We start from the raw sequence: 15,917 nt of genomic DNA on the forward strand, positions 1-15,917 counted from the left end.
TCAGCCTTTATTGACAGTAATCTGCTGTCGGGCTGGATTAGTTATTTGCGGACTGGATACCGTGATTTACTAATCAACGAATCGCACTATTTTTTTTCATATGTTCAGCATATGAAGGGTTAATTGTACTACTACTTTGATAAAATTTATCTGTTAAATCGTCATCAAATTTGACTATCTTGATATTTCCAAAAGATATTTTATTTATCTCTTGCAACTCCAAACCATCTAAAATAAAAAAGCATTCATAATTTTTAATTTGTTCAGCTATACGGGAAAAAATGTCTGTAAGCGCATCATTAAAATTTCTCTTACTAATACCTTTATTAAAGTTAGTGATTTCTAATTCAAGCTCTAACCGTATAGATTTGTAAATAGTATCATAAGTTGCAATCTCTTTTATTTTGTTGTTTTTATAAGTGGTTTTAAAATAAACAATTTCAATAAATTCACGCAAGTTTTTAATTGATTTATCATTGAAAATCCATATTTGTGAATTAATTTTTAAATGCGGAGAATTAAAAGATTTTTTTAGATCATCAAATGATGAAGCAATACAATAATTTTTTATTTTAATTAAAGTATTCCAAATTTGATTAACTGTTTTTTCAAGCTTCGGTTCTACAAATTTGAATTCCATATCACTACCTAAGCTGTACTTATTCACATTATCTGTTAACAAATTCTTTAAAGTCAATAGCACCAGGTCGATTCCATTCACGTCTACACAGATAAAAGCCACGCGCGCCGCGCCTTTCCAAATCTTGTTTGTCCACGTTTGCATAACATTCTGAAGGAAAGGTGGACTTTGTTTCTACACGATATCCTTACTCGCTTGGAACCTGACCGCCGCTTGTATCTGGCTATTCGTCAAGAAACCTACTCAGAACTATTTCAAGAACCAACTGGTAAAATATTATTAGAAAATCAACGCCTTTGTTTACTTGTCTTCGACTCAAAACGAGAAGTGATACTGCAATGGATACCTTAGATAATTATCGCCAAATCATTCAAAAGATATTAACCGAATATGCCCAGCTTACCTATGCTTATGGAGAACTAGAAAGACAACTAATTATAGACCAAACCGCCAACCATTACCTATTACTAACACTAGGCTGGGAAAATAATCAACGGGTGCATGGTTGCTTAGTCCATATTGACATTATCAACGATAAAATCTGGATTCAAAGAGACGGTACAGAATACGGTATAGCCAACGAACTTGTTAACGCTGGTATTCCTAAAAATCAAATTGTTCTCGCCTTCCAACCAGTCGATGTCAGGCAGTATACTGAATTTGCTGTTACTTAATTAAGCCTAAAAACTAAGTTTTACATAAACTTTATATACTTCTTGTGGGAAGAGATACCCCAAAAAATGAATCTAAACGTCAATTCCTTGTTCTTGTAAACTAATATTTTATTAAATTGTTAGGCATAATTGTTTCTTGAAGATTTACGCCGCTGAAATTAGCTCCCCGAATATCGGCTCCTCTAAGGTTAGTTCCTCTGAGATTCGCCCCTGCCAAATTCGCGTCTCTAAGATTAGTCCAACTCAAGTCAGCTTGACTTAAATCAGCTTCACTTAGGTTAGCCCGCAACAAGTATGCACCACTTAGATGAGCCTTGGTCAGATTAGCTTTGTATAAGTCAGCTTTGTAAAGATAAGCCCCTAAAATTTCTGCTTCGTACAAACTCGCCTCACTGAGGTCAGCCGCAATCAAGTTAGCTTCAATCAGGTTGGCAAAAGAGAGGTTAGCCCGTATCAACTTTGCTGCACCTAAATCGGCATCTCTCAAGTTAGCGCCTTTTAAGTCAGTACCAATTAGATTAGCAGATGCGATCGCAGCGCCTCTAAGATCCACCTGACTCAAGTCAGCTCCAATCAAATTGGCATGACTTAAATCTGCCTGCGTAAGTATAGCGCCACTCAAGTTAGCAACACTGAAGTTAGCCGCACTCAGGTTAGCTTCATTCAGGAAGGCTTTATAGAGGTTTGCACTACTGAGGTCAGCACCACTGAGGTTTGCCCGCACGAGTAAAGCATTACCCAAATCAACTTTTCTCAAGTTTACCCCCTGGAGGTTTGCACCTCTAAGGTTATCGCCTTGCAAATTCGCAGCGCTGAGGTCTGGTTCAATCTGGGGATTTTTCTTTCTCCACTCAATCCATTTAACTGCACCTGCTTTGAGTAAAGTTAGATGCTCTCGATTTGCCATTTTCTCTCCTTTACTCCTGACGCCCACCCAGAGAATTTACCCGACCAGCGACACTTTCAATAGCTGTTAATGCTCCCGCTGCTCCTGCTAGAATATCCTGTTCTTGTCCACCCAAGTACAGCCGTCCAAAACTACCTACAGCTTGAACTTCTAAAATGTTAATCCTCGCTGCTTTCTCCGCTTCATTGGCAGCTAGTGCGGCATAAGCAGCAGGCTCCACTTCTAATACATACAGCGTTTGACCCGCTAGTAGCATCTGTCCCCGACGCGTGCGATTAATCAGTTGTGTTTGATAAGCATCGATGTTGCGGATAATCTGGCTAGAAATAACACGCGGTTTCAGACATTCCTCTCTTTTTACTCCCAGGAACGCCAAAATTGCTTGACCAGCAGCTCTGGTTTCGCCTTGGGAGCTAGAATGAACTTCCAATAGTCCGTATAGTCGTTCAACTACCTGTACTCCCGGACGGACAGAGGCAGATTTTAGGGCTATATCCGTAATCTTATTAATTTCGATACCAGGAGAGATTTCAATCCACAGTGATGTATCTCCTGGTAATGGTAAGAAGCCTTGGGCTACTGTTCCCATATATGCTGCATGTTGAGGTTGCAGGTTGTCGAGAAATACGAAACTGCGTAATTCTATGCCCAAGATTTTGCTCTCCAGTCGTGAGGGTAAAAGTTATCTATATGCGAGATATAAGCGCCTAACTTGACAATATATGGTATAAAGGAGGGCAAAATCCGTTAAACGGATCTACACCCGTGTGTCAAATAGCAATTATAGAAGCTAATGCTTATTTAAAAGACCATTGTCGTCTTGGAATAAAATCTACTTTGATCGGACGACATAATTTTTGTTTAACACGGCTGCTTTGTAAACATCTTGACCCTTTTACATTACCCCAGTTTTACCCCAAATACTTCCCCAACATCTCCCAACTGGAATCGCAAGGATTAAATACCAATAAATATGGCTCTTTCTAGCTCAAGTTGTTTTTATTTTCATCCCTATCTTCTCAATCAGTTAAATAAGCAGATACAAAGCGCCTAGACACCTTGCCGTGGTTTGGGATTTCGGCGCGATCGCCAATATTCACACGGAAGGGCGATCGCGATTTTTCTGGTTTATCTATCAGGTACTGGGCAAGTCTCCTTCAGGTAAGACATTATCTATGCTGAGTACCCACGGTATACCTTTGTCAATTGGGCAACTGACAGTAATTTTGGCTCTATTGGCAAACTGTTTTAAGCGATCGGCAAATTGGGGAACAGTTTTCATGATATTGCGATAACTTTCCATATTATTACAAATCAGGATCAACGTCAAAACGCCACTATTGATTTGGAAATACCAATGACAACTCGATAACAAAATCCGTGTCATGCGATCGCACGCTAGAAAAAAGTTTTTTTTAGTTGCTTCTTCAAGCTGTCTGAATAGTATTTCACTCAGCTTGATTGTTTGAGGTGAAGGCAAATCATCTGGATGTAGGCATGGTTGATTCATAAGTTTTTAGCAAGCTTCAAAAGTACCGAAGCTGCGGTGAAGGTTGAGAATTTTGATTTTTTGCAGATTGAATATTGCAGAAAAATCAGGTTTACTAGGTTATTTTTCTTGAGTTACAATCCACAGTAATTCTAACCACAACTGGGGATAAGCTTGCTTGAAATTTGAGAGTGGATCGCGCATCAAGTTATTGGCATTCAAGCAAACAACTTCAACTAGCCCCAAGTATTCCGCTACTTCTTTAAGTAGGTTTTTTTGTTCTAATACACCACTAATTAGTCTGTCAGGGCAATAAATACCAATATATTTTGCATAGCGGATGCATGTTTTCATATTCACTCTTGTTAAGTGAGGATGAGGATTGATTATCTTCACATAACATTGGCTTAACAGTTTCCATACACGTGGGTGAGTGTGTTCAATAATTACGTTAAATTGCTGGGCTAAGTCTTCTTCTGTAATCATTACTCTCTCCATGAATTTGTTACCATCTGTTGCATACTTTGGTAAATACCTAATTGATTGTGCAAAAACTTAAAACAGCAATTCTTTGCTGATGCTATGTGCATATTCACTTTAGTCAAATAGGTAATTTTTCGTCAGGGCAAAATTTACCCCAAAAAGCGAAATTGGTTGGTATGTTTTCTACTGTTTGTATTACTCGTCTATCAAGCATCAAAGCTGAAACTAATCTCTAAAACTGTATTAAATGCTACTATTTACCAATTTAGTTGGTAAAAACTTGCTGCTAAATAAATGCTCTGGTTCTTGGAATTTGGGGCTTTTAAGCCAAGATAACAAGTAAAAAACAAACACCCGCCAAAATAATTTGCGCTTGGCAAGCAAATTGGCAATTGATGTGATAGTCTTTTTATATGGGGAATCAAGACAGCGAAAGCACAAAAACTCGTCAAAGAGAAATGATATAAACTCCTAGACCTCACTTTCGCCTTGGCAGATGCAAGTTAAATCCGCTACGGCTTTTTGAAACCAAGAGACAAAGCCAATGAAGCAGGATAGTGACCTCCGTAATAACTTGAAGTCCATTAGAACTCGCTTAGGCATGAGCCAACAAGATTTGGCTAACATCGCTAATGTGACTCGTCAGACTATTAGTGGTGTAGAGTCGGGACTATATGCTCCCTCAGTAGCCATAACACTTCGCTTGGCCAAAGCGCTTGGCTGTCAAGTTGAGGATCTATTCTGGTTAGAGCGGGATTTACCTGAAATTGAAGCAGTTCTTGCCAAACCTGTTCCTAATGGTCAGCAACTACGAGTTAGTGTGGCTCGTGTGGGAGGACAATGGATAGCTTATCCCTTGATTGGTAAGGATGCTTTTCGCCAAGATATGATTCCGGCTGATGGTGAAGCAGTTGCGGTGGACGGGTTCCCCGGCATAAGCAAACTGCTGAACCCGAAGGGTGAAGGCACTAGTCAAACAGGTACAAATAAAGTTCGAGTCCGTCTTTTGGACGATAATCTCGACACACTTCACAACACGGTTGTGATTGCTGGTTGTGCCCCTGTGATTTCACTATGGGCAAGAGCCACCGAACGCTGGCATCCTCAACTGCGAGTCCAATATAACTTCGCCAATAGCATGGCTGCATTGCACAGTCTATGCAGAGGTGAGGCGCACATCGCTGGGATGCATCTGTACGATCCTGAGACTGGTGAGTATAATACTCCCTTTGTTCGAGATGTTCTGGCTGGAAGGGAAGCAGTTCTGATTACCCTTGGTGTCTGGGAGGAGGGACTTTTGTTGAAGTCAGGGAACCCAATGGGAATTAGAACAGTTAGCGACTTAGTTGCTGGGGGAGCGACTATTGTTAACCGCGAAATCGGTTCTGGTAGTCGGATGCTTTTGGAACAAACACTCCAAAAGGAGCAGATACCGTTCGATGCTGTTCAGGGCTTTGACAATATACTCAAAACTCACCAAGATGTTGCCCAAGCTGTAGTCAGAGGAGTTGCCGATGCAGGTATAAGTACGGCATCTGTCGCTACCGCCTTTGGGCTGGGATTTATCCCTTTACATCGGTCACGATATGATTTGGTGATTCTTAAGGAATATTTAGAAGAAGCACCAGTACAGCAGTTGCTCAGTACTTTGGGACATCGGATGGTTCACTCCCAATTTGAAATTCTTGGCGGTTATGATATCAGCAAAATCGGAGAAGTTGTAGCGACTGTTTAGAGTGGATTGCAATGGTTGGTTGTGTGATTTAGGGAAACTTGGCGTAAATTTAAATCCTGCTGCAACCATTCTTTAGGTATGAGCAACCTTCAGGGGATTACAACAACTGGTAATGCTGAATTTGTAATTCGGATTTCAATTTGAGTTTCCGGCTTGGAATCTGTAGCTTTCTTTTTTCCAATTGGTATTATACCAATTCAATTCATGACTGCAACACATCCTTGGGTAAAGACGCGATGAATCGCGTCTCTACAAATGGTCTATTTGTCGCTTTCTTTTTTCCAATTGGTATTGCTACCGCTAGAGAAATCATTTAAGTGAGCGGATGGTAATACTTGCAATATTCCTTGAGTAATGACTAATGGTCAACGAAAACTGACCAAAACTTGAATATGTTCTTTCTTCAGACTCTTTTTGCTGTAGAACGCGCACCTCCAATGACGTTCTACATAAGGTCACTGTTGTAATTTAACAGCACAAGTACCTCCGGTAGGCACAAAATGCCAACGCCTCATCAACCGACAGACTCACCAAACAAACAATTACAGGATTAATCATCATGTCCGACGGCAAAATTAGACAAATTGCTTTCTACGGTAAAGGTGGTATTGGGAAATCTACTACCTCCCAAAATACCCTTGCTTCTATGGCAGAAAAGGGTCAACGCATCTTGATTGTGGGTTGCGACCCCAAAGCTGACTCTACCCGATTGATTCTGCACTGTAAAGCCCAAACCACCGTGTTGCACTTAGCTGCTGAACGGGGCGCTGTGGAAGATATTGAACTCGAAGAAGTGGTGATAACTGGCTTCCGGGATATCAGATGCGTAGAATCTGGTGGGCCAGAACCTGGTGTAGGTTGCGCCGGTCGGGGTATCATCACCGCCATTAACTTCCTCGAAGAAAACGGCGCTTACTCAGACGTAGATTTCGTATCCTACGACGTATTGGGCGACGTTGTGTGTGGTGGTTTTGCTATGCCAATTCGTGAAGGTAAAGCTCAAGAAATCTACATCGTTACCTCCGGTGAAATGATGGCGATGTTTGCGGCCAACAACATTGCTCGTGGCGTTCTCAAATATGCTCATACTGGTGGTGTACGTTTGGGTGGGCTGATTTGTAACAGCCGTCAAACTGACCGGGAAGATGAACTGATTAGCACTCTGGCTGCCAGATTGAATACTCACATGATTCACTTCGTCCCGCGTGACAATATCGTGCAACACGCCGAATTACGCCGGATGACAGTGAACGAGTATGCGCCTGACAGTAAGCAAGCTAATGAATACCGCACATTAGCAGACAAGATTATCAACAATACAAATCTTACTGTTCCCACACCCATCGAGATGGATGAGCTAGAAGATTTGTTGATTGAGTTCGGCATCCTTGAAAGTGAAGAAAATGCTGCAAAAATGATTAGCCAAGCAGATGCTGCTAAGAAGCTAGAAGACGTTCAAGGCGAAGCACTAGAAGCAGTTAAAAAAGGAAACGTAGAAATAGTTTCCGGTAGCTAAGACTCCAGTGCTAAATACAAAGTAAATATTAGGTGGGCTATTCTCGCCCACTTTCTCACCAATCTTTTAAAATGGAGGTAATCGAATAGCTAATCTTAACCTCTGAGTGTTTTATAGTCACCGTGTTAACACTAATCTACTAAAGTATACACAGCAAAATTAATACTTTAATAGTTTAGTTAATGTTTTTGTTTTCTCCTTCTCTAACCTAGTTGATGTTTATATTTTAGGGAATGATAAATTATCTTTCTCATTCCCTTTTATTCCATGTTTTAGATACATTAATAAATGAAAGTCCTATAAAAGCCTTTGGGAATTCAGTTAACATCTAACAAATTCTACCTATTGTCACCAAACAAATGAATCCCACTCCAGGAAAAACCAACGATTCACTCAGTGACTCCAATTCCGAAGATGCTCGTCAGCAGCAGAAACTGCATAAAAAAAAGTCCTCCATGCAATTACCCCAACCTGGTACTACTCAAGGGAGTTGCGCTTTTGATAGTGCAATGATTACTCTAGTACCAATCACCGATGCTGCTCATGTAGTTCACGGGCCAAGTGGCTGTGCTGCCAGTATTTGGGGAAGTTACAGCAGTCTCTCCTCTGGTTCGATGCTGTATAAGATACGTTTTACCAGCGACATTGATGAGAACGATATCATCTTCGGTGGAGCCAAAAAGCTGTACAAAGGCATTTTAGAATTAGCAAGACGCTACAAACCGATGGCGGTATTTGTTTACTCCACTTGCATCACCGCCCTCATTGGAGATGATATCGAAGGAGTTTGCAAAGATGCTACCGAAAAAACAGGAATACCTACTATCCCTGTACATTGCCCTGGATTCATTGGGAACCAAAATTTGGGCAACCGTGTCGCTGGTGAAGCGTTGCTAGAACACGTTATTGGAACGGCTGAACCAGATACTAGTACACCTTATGACATCAATCTAATTGGCGAACATAATATCGCAGGTGCAATATGGAATGTTTTGCCGTTGTTAGAGAAATTAGGTATTAGAGTTTTGGCAAAAATTACAGGCGATGCTGTCTACAAAGAAGTTTGCTATGCCCATCGCGCCAAACTTAACGTGCTGCTCTCCTCCAAAGCACTAATTAACATGGCAAAAGGGATGGAGAAAAAATATGGCATTCCCTATATTGAAGAGTCTATCTATGGTATAGAGTCAATCAATCAATGTTTAAGGAATATTGCTGCAAAGTTAGGTAATTCTGATTTGCAAGAAGGTACAGAAAAGTTAATTGTAGAAGAAACTGCTGCAATAGATGAAAAACTCGCTCTGTATATTACCCGATTGCAAGGTAAGCGTATTATCCTTTCTATTGGAAGTTTCAAGAGTTGGTTGATTATCTTTGCTGCTAAGAAATTGGGGATGGAAGTTATTGCTATTCTGACTAAGAATAATACTGACGAGGATCAAATTAGAGTCAAAAGTTTGCTGGGTCAAGATGGCATAATTCTAGAGCAAAATAGTTCTGAAGAAATTTTACAGATAATTAACGAAAATCACGTTGATATGTTAATTGCTGATAAACGCCATCAAGACACCTCTCTCACTGCTAGGATTCCATTTCTAGATATTAATCAAGAACGCAATCATCCTTATGCAGGGTATATAGGAATTTTAGAAGTAGCACGAGAACTGTATGCCGCTTTTTACAACCCTGTGTGGGAGCAAGTATACCAGCCAGCCCCGTGGTCAGTTCTTGAAGTAGAAAATTCTTCAGAGGAGAACATTTGATGGCGATTATTAGCGTTACGAGTACATCAGTTGCAGTTAATCCCCTGAAGCAAAGCCAAACTTTGGGTGCAGTTTTAGCCTTTTTGGGGTTGAAGGGAATGATGCCTTTATTACACGGTTCTCAAGGCTGTACTGCTTTGACTAAGGCGGTATTAGTACAACATTTCCGTCAGGCGATTCCGCTTTCCAGTACGGCGATGACCGAAGTTGCAACCATTTTGGGTGGTGAGGAAAGAGTTGAACAAGCAATCTTGACTTTGGTGCAGAGATCCAAACCAGAAATTATCGGTCTTTGTAGCACTGGACTGGTGGAAACCAGAGGTGATGATATGGGGCGCTTTGTCAAGGAGATTCGCCACCGTCACCCAGAACTGGATTATTTACCAATTGTGCTTGTCTCTACACCAGATTTCAAAGGTACATTACAGGATGGCTTTGCTGGTGCGGTTGAGAGTATAGTCAGGGAAATTCCCCAAAAAGGCTCTAAACAAGACCCTTGCCCTACACAAATTACTATTTTGGCGAGTTCTGCTTTCACACCAGGGGATGTCCAGGAAATCAAAGAGATTGTTACCTCTTTTGGACTTGTACCTATTGTTGTACCTGACCTTTCTAGCTCTCTAGATGGTCATATAGAAGATTCTTCTAGTGCCATTACAGCTAATGGCACGACTTTGACACAGTTACGCTCAATTGGCAGTTCTGTATTCACTTTGGCACTAGGTGATAGTATGCGGGCTGGGGCACAAATTTTGGAGCAGAGATTCAATATACCTTATGAGGTATTTGGCGAACTAACCGGACTAGCAGCAGTAGATAAATTCCTGCAAGCTTTGGCGGATATCAGTGGCGTTAGCGTACCGAATAAATACCGCCGTCAACGCCGTCAGTTACAACACGTGATGTTGGAGAATCACTTTTACTTTGGTTGCAAGCGAGTTTCTTTGGCGCTGGAACCAGATTTACTTTGGTCAACAGTTGCTTTTTTGCGATCGCTAGGAGTTGAGATTCACTCAGCAGTGACAACGACACGCTTTCCTCTACTAGAAAAACTGCCGATGAAGAGCGTCACTATCGGCGATTTGGAAGACTTTGAGCAACTGGCGGTTGGATCTGATTTACTAATTACCAACTCTCATGGAGTGGCGATCAGCCAACGCTTAAAAATTCCTCTCTATCGTCAAGGTATTCCCATTTTTGACCGTTTAGATAGTGGTCAGTTTACCAAGGTTGGCTATCGAGGGACTATGCAACTTTTATTTGATATTGGCAATCTGTTTTTAGAGCAGGAAACAAAGGTTAGGCATTAATATTAGTGATCATGCCAATGTTTCCTTCACTAACACAGACATTTTAAATAATGATGAAAAGGTTTGTAGAGTGGTGTGTTGAGTTTTCTTCTTGGTGGAATATCCGTCAAAGTAGAAAGTATTTTTTGTTTGTCGTTATGCTGATCTTGAGTGCGATCGCTACGATGATGTTGTCGTTCCCATTGAACGCTCAAATAAATCTGCCGTCAACGCCAAAATCGGAATTAAGGGGAGTGTGGTTAACAAATATTGATAGTGATGTCTTATTTGAGCGCGATCGCCTCAAGGGATCTTTGCAACGCCTTGATGAACTCAATTTTAACACCATATATCCGGCGGTGTGGAATTGGGGATATACATTGTATCCTAGCAAAGTTGCCCAAAAAGTTATCGGGCGATCGCTCGATCCCACACCCGGACTCAAAGGGCGAGATATCCTCAAAGAAATTGTGGATGTGGGACATCAAAAAGGGTTAACAGTGATTCCCTGGTTTGAATTTGGCTTCATGGCACCAGCAGATTCCCTATTAGCTAAAAATCGTCCCCAATGGCTCACAAGTCGCAGTGATGGGACTCGGATTGTCAAAGAAGGGACACATAATCGCGTTTGGCTAAATCCCTTTCGCCCAGAAGTACAACAATTTATTCAAGATTTAATCGTTGAAATTGTTAGAAACTACAATATCGATGGTATTCAATTTGATGACCATTTTGGCTTACCATCAGAATTAGGATACGATGCTTATACAGTGGCACTTTACAAAAAAGAACACGGTGGTAAAGCTCCCTCGAAAAACTCTCAAGATCCAGAATGGGTACGCTGGAGAGCTAATAAAATCACCGAGTTTATGAAGCGGGTATTTACAGCCATTAAAGCTACTAAAAAAAATTGTCTGGTTTCCGTTGCTCCTAATCCTCAACGTTTTTCTTATGACTTCTTTTTAGCAGACTGGCAGAAGTGGGAACGGCTAGGAATCATTGAAGACTTAGTTTTGCAGATATATCGAGATGATTTGAATATCTTTGTTAGCGAATTAGAGTATCCAGAAGTGAAAGCAGCCAAGAGCCATATTCCCGTGAGTGTGGGCATTTTGGCTGGGTTGAAAAACCGATCTGTGCCAATGCAGCAGATTCAGACACAAGTGCAAAAAGTACGCGATCGCAATTTTGCTGGAGTCTCATTCTTTTTCTATGAAACCCTCTGGAACATAAGCAAAGAAAAGCCCCAAGACCGTCAAGCTGCCTTACAAAAAATCTTCCCTACACCAACAACTTACCCCAATTTACTAGCAGGTTGGAAACCGTAGAAATGTGGGGAGTAGGGAGATAGCAGAGTTCTTTAAACTCCTAACTCCTAACTCCTCACTCTCTATCCTATTCCCAAACGCCCAGCCAAGCCAGGAGTTAGGGGTAGAAGCGTGGTAATCATCAAGAATAGAGCTAAAAGCCCCAAAGCGGCTCTAGCATCATCGGGTTCAGTAACTTCATTCAAGCTGGGGCGTTCTTGATCCCGTTGCAAAAAGAAAATCACGATCGCCCAGTACATGGCAATCATATTACCGAGAGACACTAGCGCCAGTAAAATTAAAGTTGCGATCGTTGCTCGTCCTGCGGTTTTGCGTCCATAAATCGCCTGCACAATCCGCCCACCATCTAGTTGTCCTGCGGGCATTAAGTTCAAAGCGGTAATTACTAACCCCAGCCAACCAATCACCACTAGGGGATGAACGCTTACCAAGGGTGACTGCAATGCTGAACCAAGGACAACTCGCGCCAAACTTCCCACCAAAATCGACCCTTGGAAAAACTGATTGGGCAATTGAAATAAACTACCTGGGACAGAAAGCAGCAAGCCCGTCACCAGCATTAACAAAGAGACAATACCACCTGCGGCTGGCCCTGCCAAGGCAATATCAAATAATACCTTGCGGTTGGGCAACAGAGACTCAAAGCGGGTAATTGCACCAAAGGAGCCAATTTGCACTGCGGGTAGAAAGAATGGCCAGCTAAGGCGAATTTGGTGACGCTGTGCAAGTAACCAATGACCAATTTCGTGAGCTACTAAAATTGTAAATATTCCAGCGCCTATGGGCAAAGCTTCTTGAAACCGACCTGGATTGCCAAAAAAATCAAAATTCAGCAGTAATCCCGCAGCTTCTAAACTTGTGGCAATAGTTGCTACCAACAGAATACCTGCAAAAGCTTTTTGCGATCGCAACATCGGCTTGGGATCGTTACGGCTGGGTAGGACAATCATCACGGGTCTACCGTCTGTGTTTTCCACTAAAAACAGACGATAGCGATCGCCAAGGCGTTGCCGTAAACTTGCAGTTAGACGGTTGTGAGTCTCTTCTGCTTCTCCGCGCAAATTGCCTTTGAAAATGGCTCCATCTTGGTAAGCGATCGTTTCTGTGGCAAAAAATGTATCGATACCAAAGATACCTTTAATTGCATTCAAGTCATCTTCCGGTATTGGCGGGATTTCCGCTTTCAGTTCTGTGACTGCTAGTTGTGGGGAATTTGCTGCAAGTGAGGAAGCAGCGGCGAGTCTTTCGGTTGCGCGTTGCTTAAGGATGTCATCTTGCCCAGCGGCGCGTAACTGTCTGCCCAAGTAAACATACAATCCAGCAGATGTCACCACTAAGAACAATATACCCGCTATATTGATGTAAATCCCTGCGGCAAACAATCCAAAAAACAAAAGCCAGGGAGTCATCAACACCACCGACTGTAACCAGGCTAAGATTCCCAGCTTACCAAAAGGTCTAGCGCGATAAAAGCCCCAGCCCAAAATGCCTAAAGCTACCAGTAGGATTGCCGCCAGGATAGAAGTTTCTGATAAAGTAAACATCTCCAAACCTTTGCTATTGAGACTAAGCCAGAACAAGTCCGGTATTGCAGATACACTTATTAATTTATAACGTCGCCTGTCCTCTGCTCAAATTATCTCGCTTTGAGTGGTCGTAGCCAAACCCAGGCGAGAGGTAAAAAAGTTCGTATTAAGGACTTTAGTCCTGGATTTTTAAGCACTGAAGTGCTTATAACTGTTATCAGTTTAGTGAGGTACAAGAACCCCACCCCCAACCCCCTCCCCGCAAGCGAGGAGGGGGCTAAAATGTACCTCATGTGATTAGGAAACGCTATATACCAATTCTATGTGTTACGGCTTTACCCTAACGCACCTGAGCAAATTGAAAAGAGAGCGATCGCTATATTATTGTGCGATCGCTCTCTAATACCAATTCTGTATGAAGATGCGCTAAACCATATTTAAGTACAAGAAAGAAGAAAGAAAAACGAACCGCAAAGGACGCAAAGGACACAAAGGAAGAAAGAAAGAAGTCAAAAGGGTTTGGCGCAGCCTCATAAAGAAATGGTATAACCCAATAATTAATTTGCTCAAACTCTATATGAACAAAGTGTTATTCTAAGTCCAATAAAGAATTTCAGCATTTGGAAAGCGCCTACTAATCTCACTCTCAAAAAAGCTACGCAACGCCTTCATTGTGTCTTTCTCGTAAACGTACTTCGTCCCACCAAATTTATTACGCTTGACGCTGCGTTTTGCCTCATCCATCTCTAATTTGGATTGCGGATACCAAGTTTGTAAAACTTCTTTTGACCCAGGTGTGAATCGATGCGAGATTAACTCAAAGGTAAGGTTACAATCAAAATCCAGTGCCTCGTTTATCTGGTCAAACAAACGACTATAGTGCATTTGCCAATCGTCTATTGGCATAATTGGCGCAATAACCAAGCCTATTGGATAACCACCACCGCCACGCTCTTGTGGTAGCGCCAACCGTCGGAATGCATTCAGTCTGGATGCTACGGATGCCGTACCACCTTCAAACTTACCAGAAATTGGTGCGGCATTAACGCTCATCCGACAGCGGGTATGCCCATTGTGTGGTAAATCAAGTAATCCATCCACAGCATCAAACTTCGATACCCAACGTAGATGTGCATTGCTACGAGTGCCAAAGTAACGGATACATTCAGCCAGACTTCCAGTTAAATGCTCAATACCCAATGGGTCTGTATAACAGCTAACTTCAAAACTTGTGGTTTTCCCCTGTTGCTCGTAGTTAGCTGAATTCTCTAATATCTGCGGTAAGTTGGCAAAAACGCGAATTACAGGTGGCCCCGATAAGCTACCTGCTAGGTAGCAGTATTGACAGTGAGCCGGACAACCTTCGGCAAGGTGAAACTGCCAATCCGCAGAAGGTGGAATAGGACTCAGTTTAAAAGAACTGGGTGGTGCAGTAACCACCGCTAAGGTACGCTTGGCGATGTTGTAAGTATCCCGCTCAGACTCACCACGCAGTCCCTTCAGGCGGTTCTGTGATAGTTCTTCTATTGGTAAGTTGAGTGACTGCACGCGTTTAAGAATCTGCTGCCCCCAAACTTCATCTAGGGCAGCAGGTGTAAACAGTACCCGTTCAGGTATCCACAACCTTGGCGATCTTGTTTGTGTATCTGATACTGAAACTTGGTCTGTAATGGTATTCAGCAATATCGTTCTCCGTTATGAAAGTTTGCTGATTTCTGGAATTAATTTTCCAGGACTTGCTTAATTCGTCGCTCTAACAAATCAAGATCCAAACTGCCTTCATCACGGTTAATTCGGCGCACAGTAGAATTAACATTAGCTAAATTAACCAATAAATCTTGAAGAATTTCCTGTTGCTGACGGGCTTGGGTAACTTCGCGTGGTTCCTGTACTAAATCACGCACGATCGTATCTTCAGCGCGAGAGGCGATAATTGGATCGTTTTGCCCTTGAACGTGAACAAAGGTTCGTCGCCCTGGGCCTCGCTCCTCTTCTATTGGTATAACTGCTGTCACTTGGTCAGAACGTACATATTTGCCAAATCCCAAATGGACTAGTTCTGATGAGAGTATTTTCATATAATTGAAGCGTTATTTTTATGTCTTACTTATATTGTAAAATTTATAAAAGTGACTTGAAGCCATAGACCATACGGGTTATACCCAATTCAAGGTAGTAGTTTCCTTTCCCAATTGCTGCTTGATATCTCTCGTGTCAGTCACACTATTTTTACCAGCTTTCGGGCTTGTTTTAGGGTTTCACTAAGCTCAATAAACTCAAGTTTTAGGTTGCAGTCCTAACCTTGGCTTGTTAAGTACAGCATTTCATTAATTCGTAGCGAATTAAATTTGGCAATCCCTTGCAATGCTAATACCAATTCAATTAATGATTGCAACACATCTTGGGGTAAAGACGCGATTCATCGCGTCTCTACAAATGGTCTATTTGTCGCATTCTTTTTTCAAATTGGTATAATACATCGACCGCATTGTTAATGCGTGCCTTTGCAATGCCAATGCGTCGGGATGCATTCTAATAGTCATCTTTGTGCGAGTTTGATTGTAAAT

At 41.9% G+C, this 15,917-nt stretch carries 15 protein-coding genes; 7 read left to right on the plus strand and 8 right to left on the minus strand.

Translation table 11 applies throughout. The features are described 5' to 3' along the window. Positions 1-73: 73 nt before the first annotated feature. Complete coding sequence (locus tag V7K61_RS13110) at positions 74-784, minus strand: hypothetical protein (RefSeq protein ID WP_335053713.1); 711 nt, start codon at positions 782-784, stop codon at positions 74-76. Between the two features lie 24 nt (positions 785-808). On the opposite strand from V7K61_RS13110, the gene V7K61_RS13115 reads away from it, so the two are divergent. Next, the gene (locus V7K61_RS13115; RefSeq protein WP_335053714.1) at positions 809-991 is read left to right on the plus strand and encodes an element excision factor XisH family protein; all 183 of its coding nucleotides are present in this window, start codon (positions 809-811) and stop codon (positions 989-991) included. Then, positions 979-1,314, plus strand: coding sequence for a XisI protein (locus tag V7K61_RS13120; protein ID WP_335053715.1), 336 nt, complete (start codon positions 979-981; stop codon positions 1,312-1,314). Before V7K61_RS13115 ends, V7K61_RS13120 begins: the two co-directional genes overlap by 13 nt. A gap of 100 nt (positions 1,315-1,414) precedes the next feature. Here V7K61_RS13120 and V7K61_RS13125 read toward each other — a convergent pair whose 3' ends face one another. The 4 genes from V7K61_RS13125 to V7K61_RS13140 form a co-directional block, all read right to left on the minus strand. Further along, positions 1,415-2,221, minus strand: a complete 807-nt coding sequence (locus tag V7K61_RS13125) for a pentapeptide repeat-containing protein (RefSeq protein ID WP_335053716.1) — start codon at positions 2,219-2,221, stop codon at positions 1,415-1,417. Positions 2,222-2,231: 10 nt separating this feature from the next. Then, positions 2,232-2,873, minus strand: coding sequence for a hypothetical protein (locus tag V7K61_RS13130; protein ID WP_094353381.1), 642 nt, complete (start codon positions 2,871-2,873; stop codon positions 2,232-2,234). 483 nt (positions 2,874-3,356) lie between these two features. Beyond that, positions 3,357-3,731 (minus strand): hypothetical protein, encoded by a 375-nt coding sequence (locus V7K61_RS13135; RefSeq protein WP_335053717.1) that lies wholly within the window; start codon positions 3,729-3,731, stop codon positions 3,357-3,359. 99 nt (positions 3,732-3,830) lie between these two features. Next, positions 3,831-4,196: a hypothetical protein gene (locus V7K61_RS13140; protein ID WP_335053718.1), complete on the minus strand. Its 366-nt coding sequence runs from the start codon at positions 4,194-4,196 to the stop codon at positions 3,831-3,833. Between the two features lie 541 nt (positions 4,197-4,737). Between V7K61_RS13140 and V7K61_RS13145 the strand changes: the two genes are divergently transcribed. The 5 genes from V7K61_RS13145 to V7K61_RS13165 all read left to right on the plus strand — a co-directional run bounded on the left by V7K61_RS13145 (position 4,738) and on the right by V7K61_RS13165 (position 11,824). Further along, positions 4,738-5,928: a substrate-binding domain-containing protein gene (locus V7K61_RS13145; protein WP_335053719.1), complete on the plus strand. Its 1,191-nt coding sequence runs from the start codon at positions 4,738-4,740 to the stop codon at positions 5,926-5,928. Positions 5,929-6,487: 559 nt separating this feature from the next. After that, positions 6,488-7,444 (plus strand): nitrogenase iron protein, encoded by a 957-nt coding sequence (gene nifH / locus V7K61_RS13150; protein ID WP_094331809.1) that lies wholly within the window; start codon positions 6,488-6,490, stop codon positions 7,442-7,444. Between the two features lie 359 nt (positions 7,445-7,803). Then, on the plus strand, positions 7,804-9,207 hold the full coding sequence (gene nifE / locus V7K61_RS13155; RefSeq protein ID WP_335053720.1) for a nitrogenase iron-molybdenum cofactor biosynthesis protein NifE: 1,404 nt from the start codon (positions 7,804-7,806) through the stop codon (positions 9,205-9,207). Then, the gene (gene nifN, locus V7K61_RS13160) at positions 9,207-10,517 is read left to right on the plus strand and encodes a nitrogenase iron-molybdenum cofactor biosynthesis protein NifN (RefSeq protein ID WP_335053721.1); all 1,311 of its coding nucleotides are present in this window, start codon (positions 9,207-9,209) and stop codon (positions 10,515-10,517) included. The genes nifE and nifN overlap by 1 nt, the downstream gene beginning before the upstream one ends. A gap of 53 nt (positions 10,518-10,570) precedes the next feature. Then, positions 10,571-11,824 (plus strand): glycoside hydrolase family 10 protein, encoded by a 1,254-nt coding sequence (locus tag V7K61_RS13165; RefSeq protein WP_335053827.1) that lies wholly within the window; start codon positions 10,571-10,573, stop codon positions 11,822-11,824. Between the two features lie 62 nt (positions 11,825-11,886). On the opposite strand, the gene V7K61_RS13170 is transcribed toward V7K61_RS13165, so the two are convergent. The 3 genes from V7K61_RS13170 to V7K61_RS13180 form a co-directional block, all read right to left on the minus strand. After that, positions 11,887-13,368, minus strand: a complete 1,482-nt coding sequence (locus V7K61_RS13170; protein WP_335053722.1) for a site-2 protease family protein — start codon at positions 13,366-13,368, stop codon at positions 11,887-11,889. A gap of 576 nt (positions 13,369-13,944) precedes the next feature. Further along, complete coding sequence (locus V7K61_RS13175) at positions 13,945-14,967, minus strand: spore photoproduct lyase family protein (RefSeq protein WP_335053828.1); 1,023 nt, start codon at positions 14,965-14,967, stop codon at positions 13,945-13,947. A 104-nt stretch (positions 14,968-15,071) separates the two neighbouring features. Then, positions 15,072-15,428, minus strand: coding sequence for a hypothetical protein (locus V7K61_RS13180; RefSeq protein WP_104900334.1), 357 nt, complete (start codon positions 15,426-15,428; stop codon positions 15,072-15,074). Between the last annotated feature and the right edge of the window lie 489 nt (positions 15,429-15,917).

Origin of the sequence: Nostoc sp., from assembly GCF_036918015.1 — a bacterium.
GTDB lineage: Bacteria > Cyanobacteriota > Cyanobacteriia > Cyanobacteriales > Nostocaceae > Nostoc.

Bases quoted from the DNA above. Each gene is read 5' to 3' on its own strand.
- V7K61_RS13120 (WP_335053715.1), top strand. From the start codon at position 979: ATGGATACCTTAGATAATTATCGCCAAATCATTCAAAAGATATTAACC.
- nifH (WP_094331809.1), top strand. From the start codon at position 6,488: ATGTCCGACGGCAAAATTAGACAAATTGCTTTCTACGGTAAAGGTGGT.
- V7K61_RS13135 (WP_335053717.1), bottom strand. From the start codon at position 3,731: ATGAATCAACCATGCCTACATCCAGATGATTTGCCTTCACCTCAAACA.
- V7K61_RS13165 (WP_335053827.1), top strand. From the start codon at position 10,571: ATGAAAAGGTTTGTAGAGTGGTGTGTTGAGTTTTCTTCTTGGTGGAAT.
- nifN (WP_335053721.1), top strand. From the start codon at position 9,207: ATGGCGATTATTAGCGTTACGAGTACATCAGTTGCAGTTAATCCCCTG.
- V7K61_RS13170 (WP_335053722.1), bottom strand. From the start codon at position 13,368: ATGTTTACTTTATCAGAAACTTCTATCCTGGCGGCAATCCTACTGGTA.
- V7K61_RS13110 (WP_335053713.1), bottom strand. From the start codon at position 784: ATGCAAACGTGGACAAACAAGATTTGGAAAGGCGCGGCGCGCGTGGCT.
- V7K61_RS13180 (WP_104900334.1), bottom strand. From the start codon at position 15,428: ATGAAAATACTCTCATCAGAACTAGTCCATTTGGGATTTGGCAAATAT.
- nifE (WP_335053720.1), top strand. From the start codon at position 7,804: ATGAATCCCACTCCAGGAAAAACCAACGATTCACTCAGTGACTCCAAT.
- V7K61_RS13125 (WP_335053716.1), bottom strand. From the start codon at position 2,221: ATGGCAAATCGAGAGCATCTAACTTTACTCAAAGCAGGTGCAGTTAAA.
- V7K61_RS13140 (WP_335053718.1), bottom strand. From the start codon at position 4,196: ATGATTACAGAAGAAGACTTAGCCCAGCAATTTAACGTAATTATTGAA.
- V7K61_RS13145 (WP_335053719.1), top strand. From the start codon at position 4,738: ATGAAGCAGGATAGTGACCTCCGTAATAACTTGAAGTCCATTAGAACT.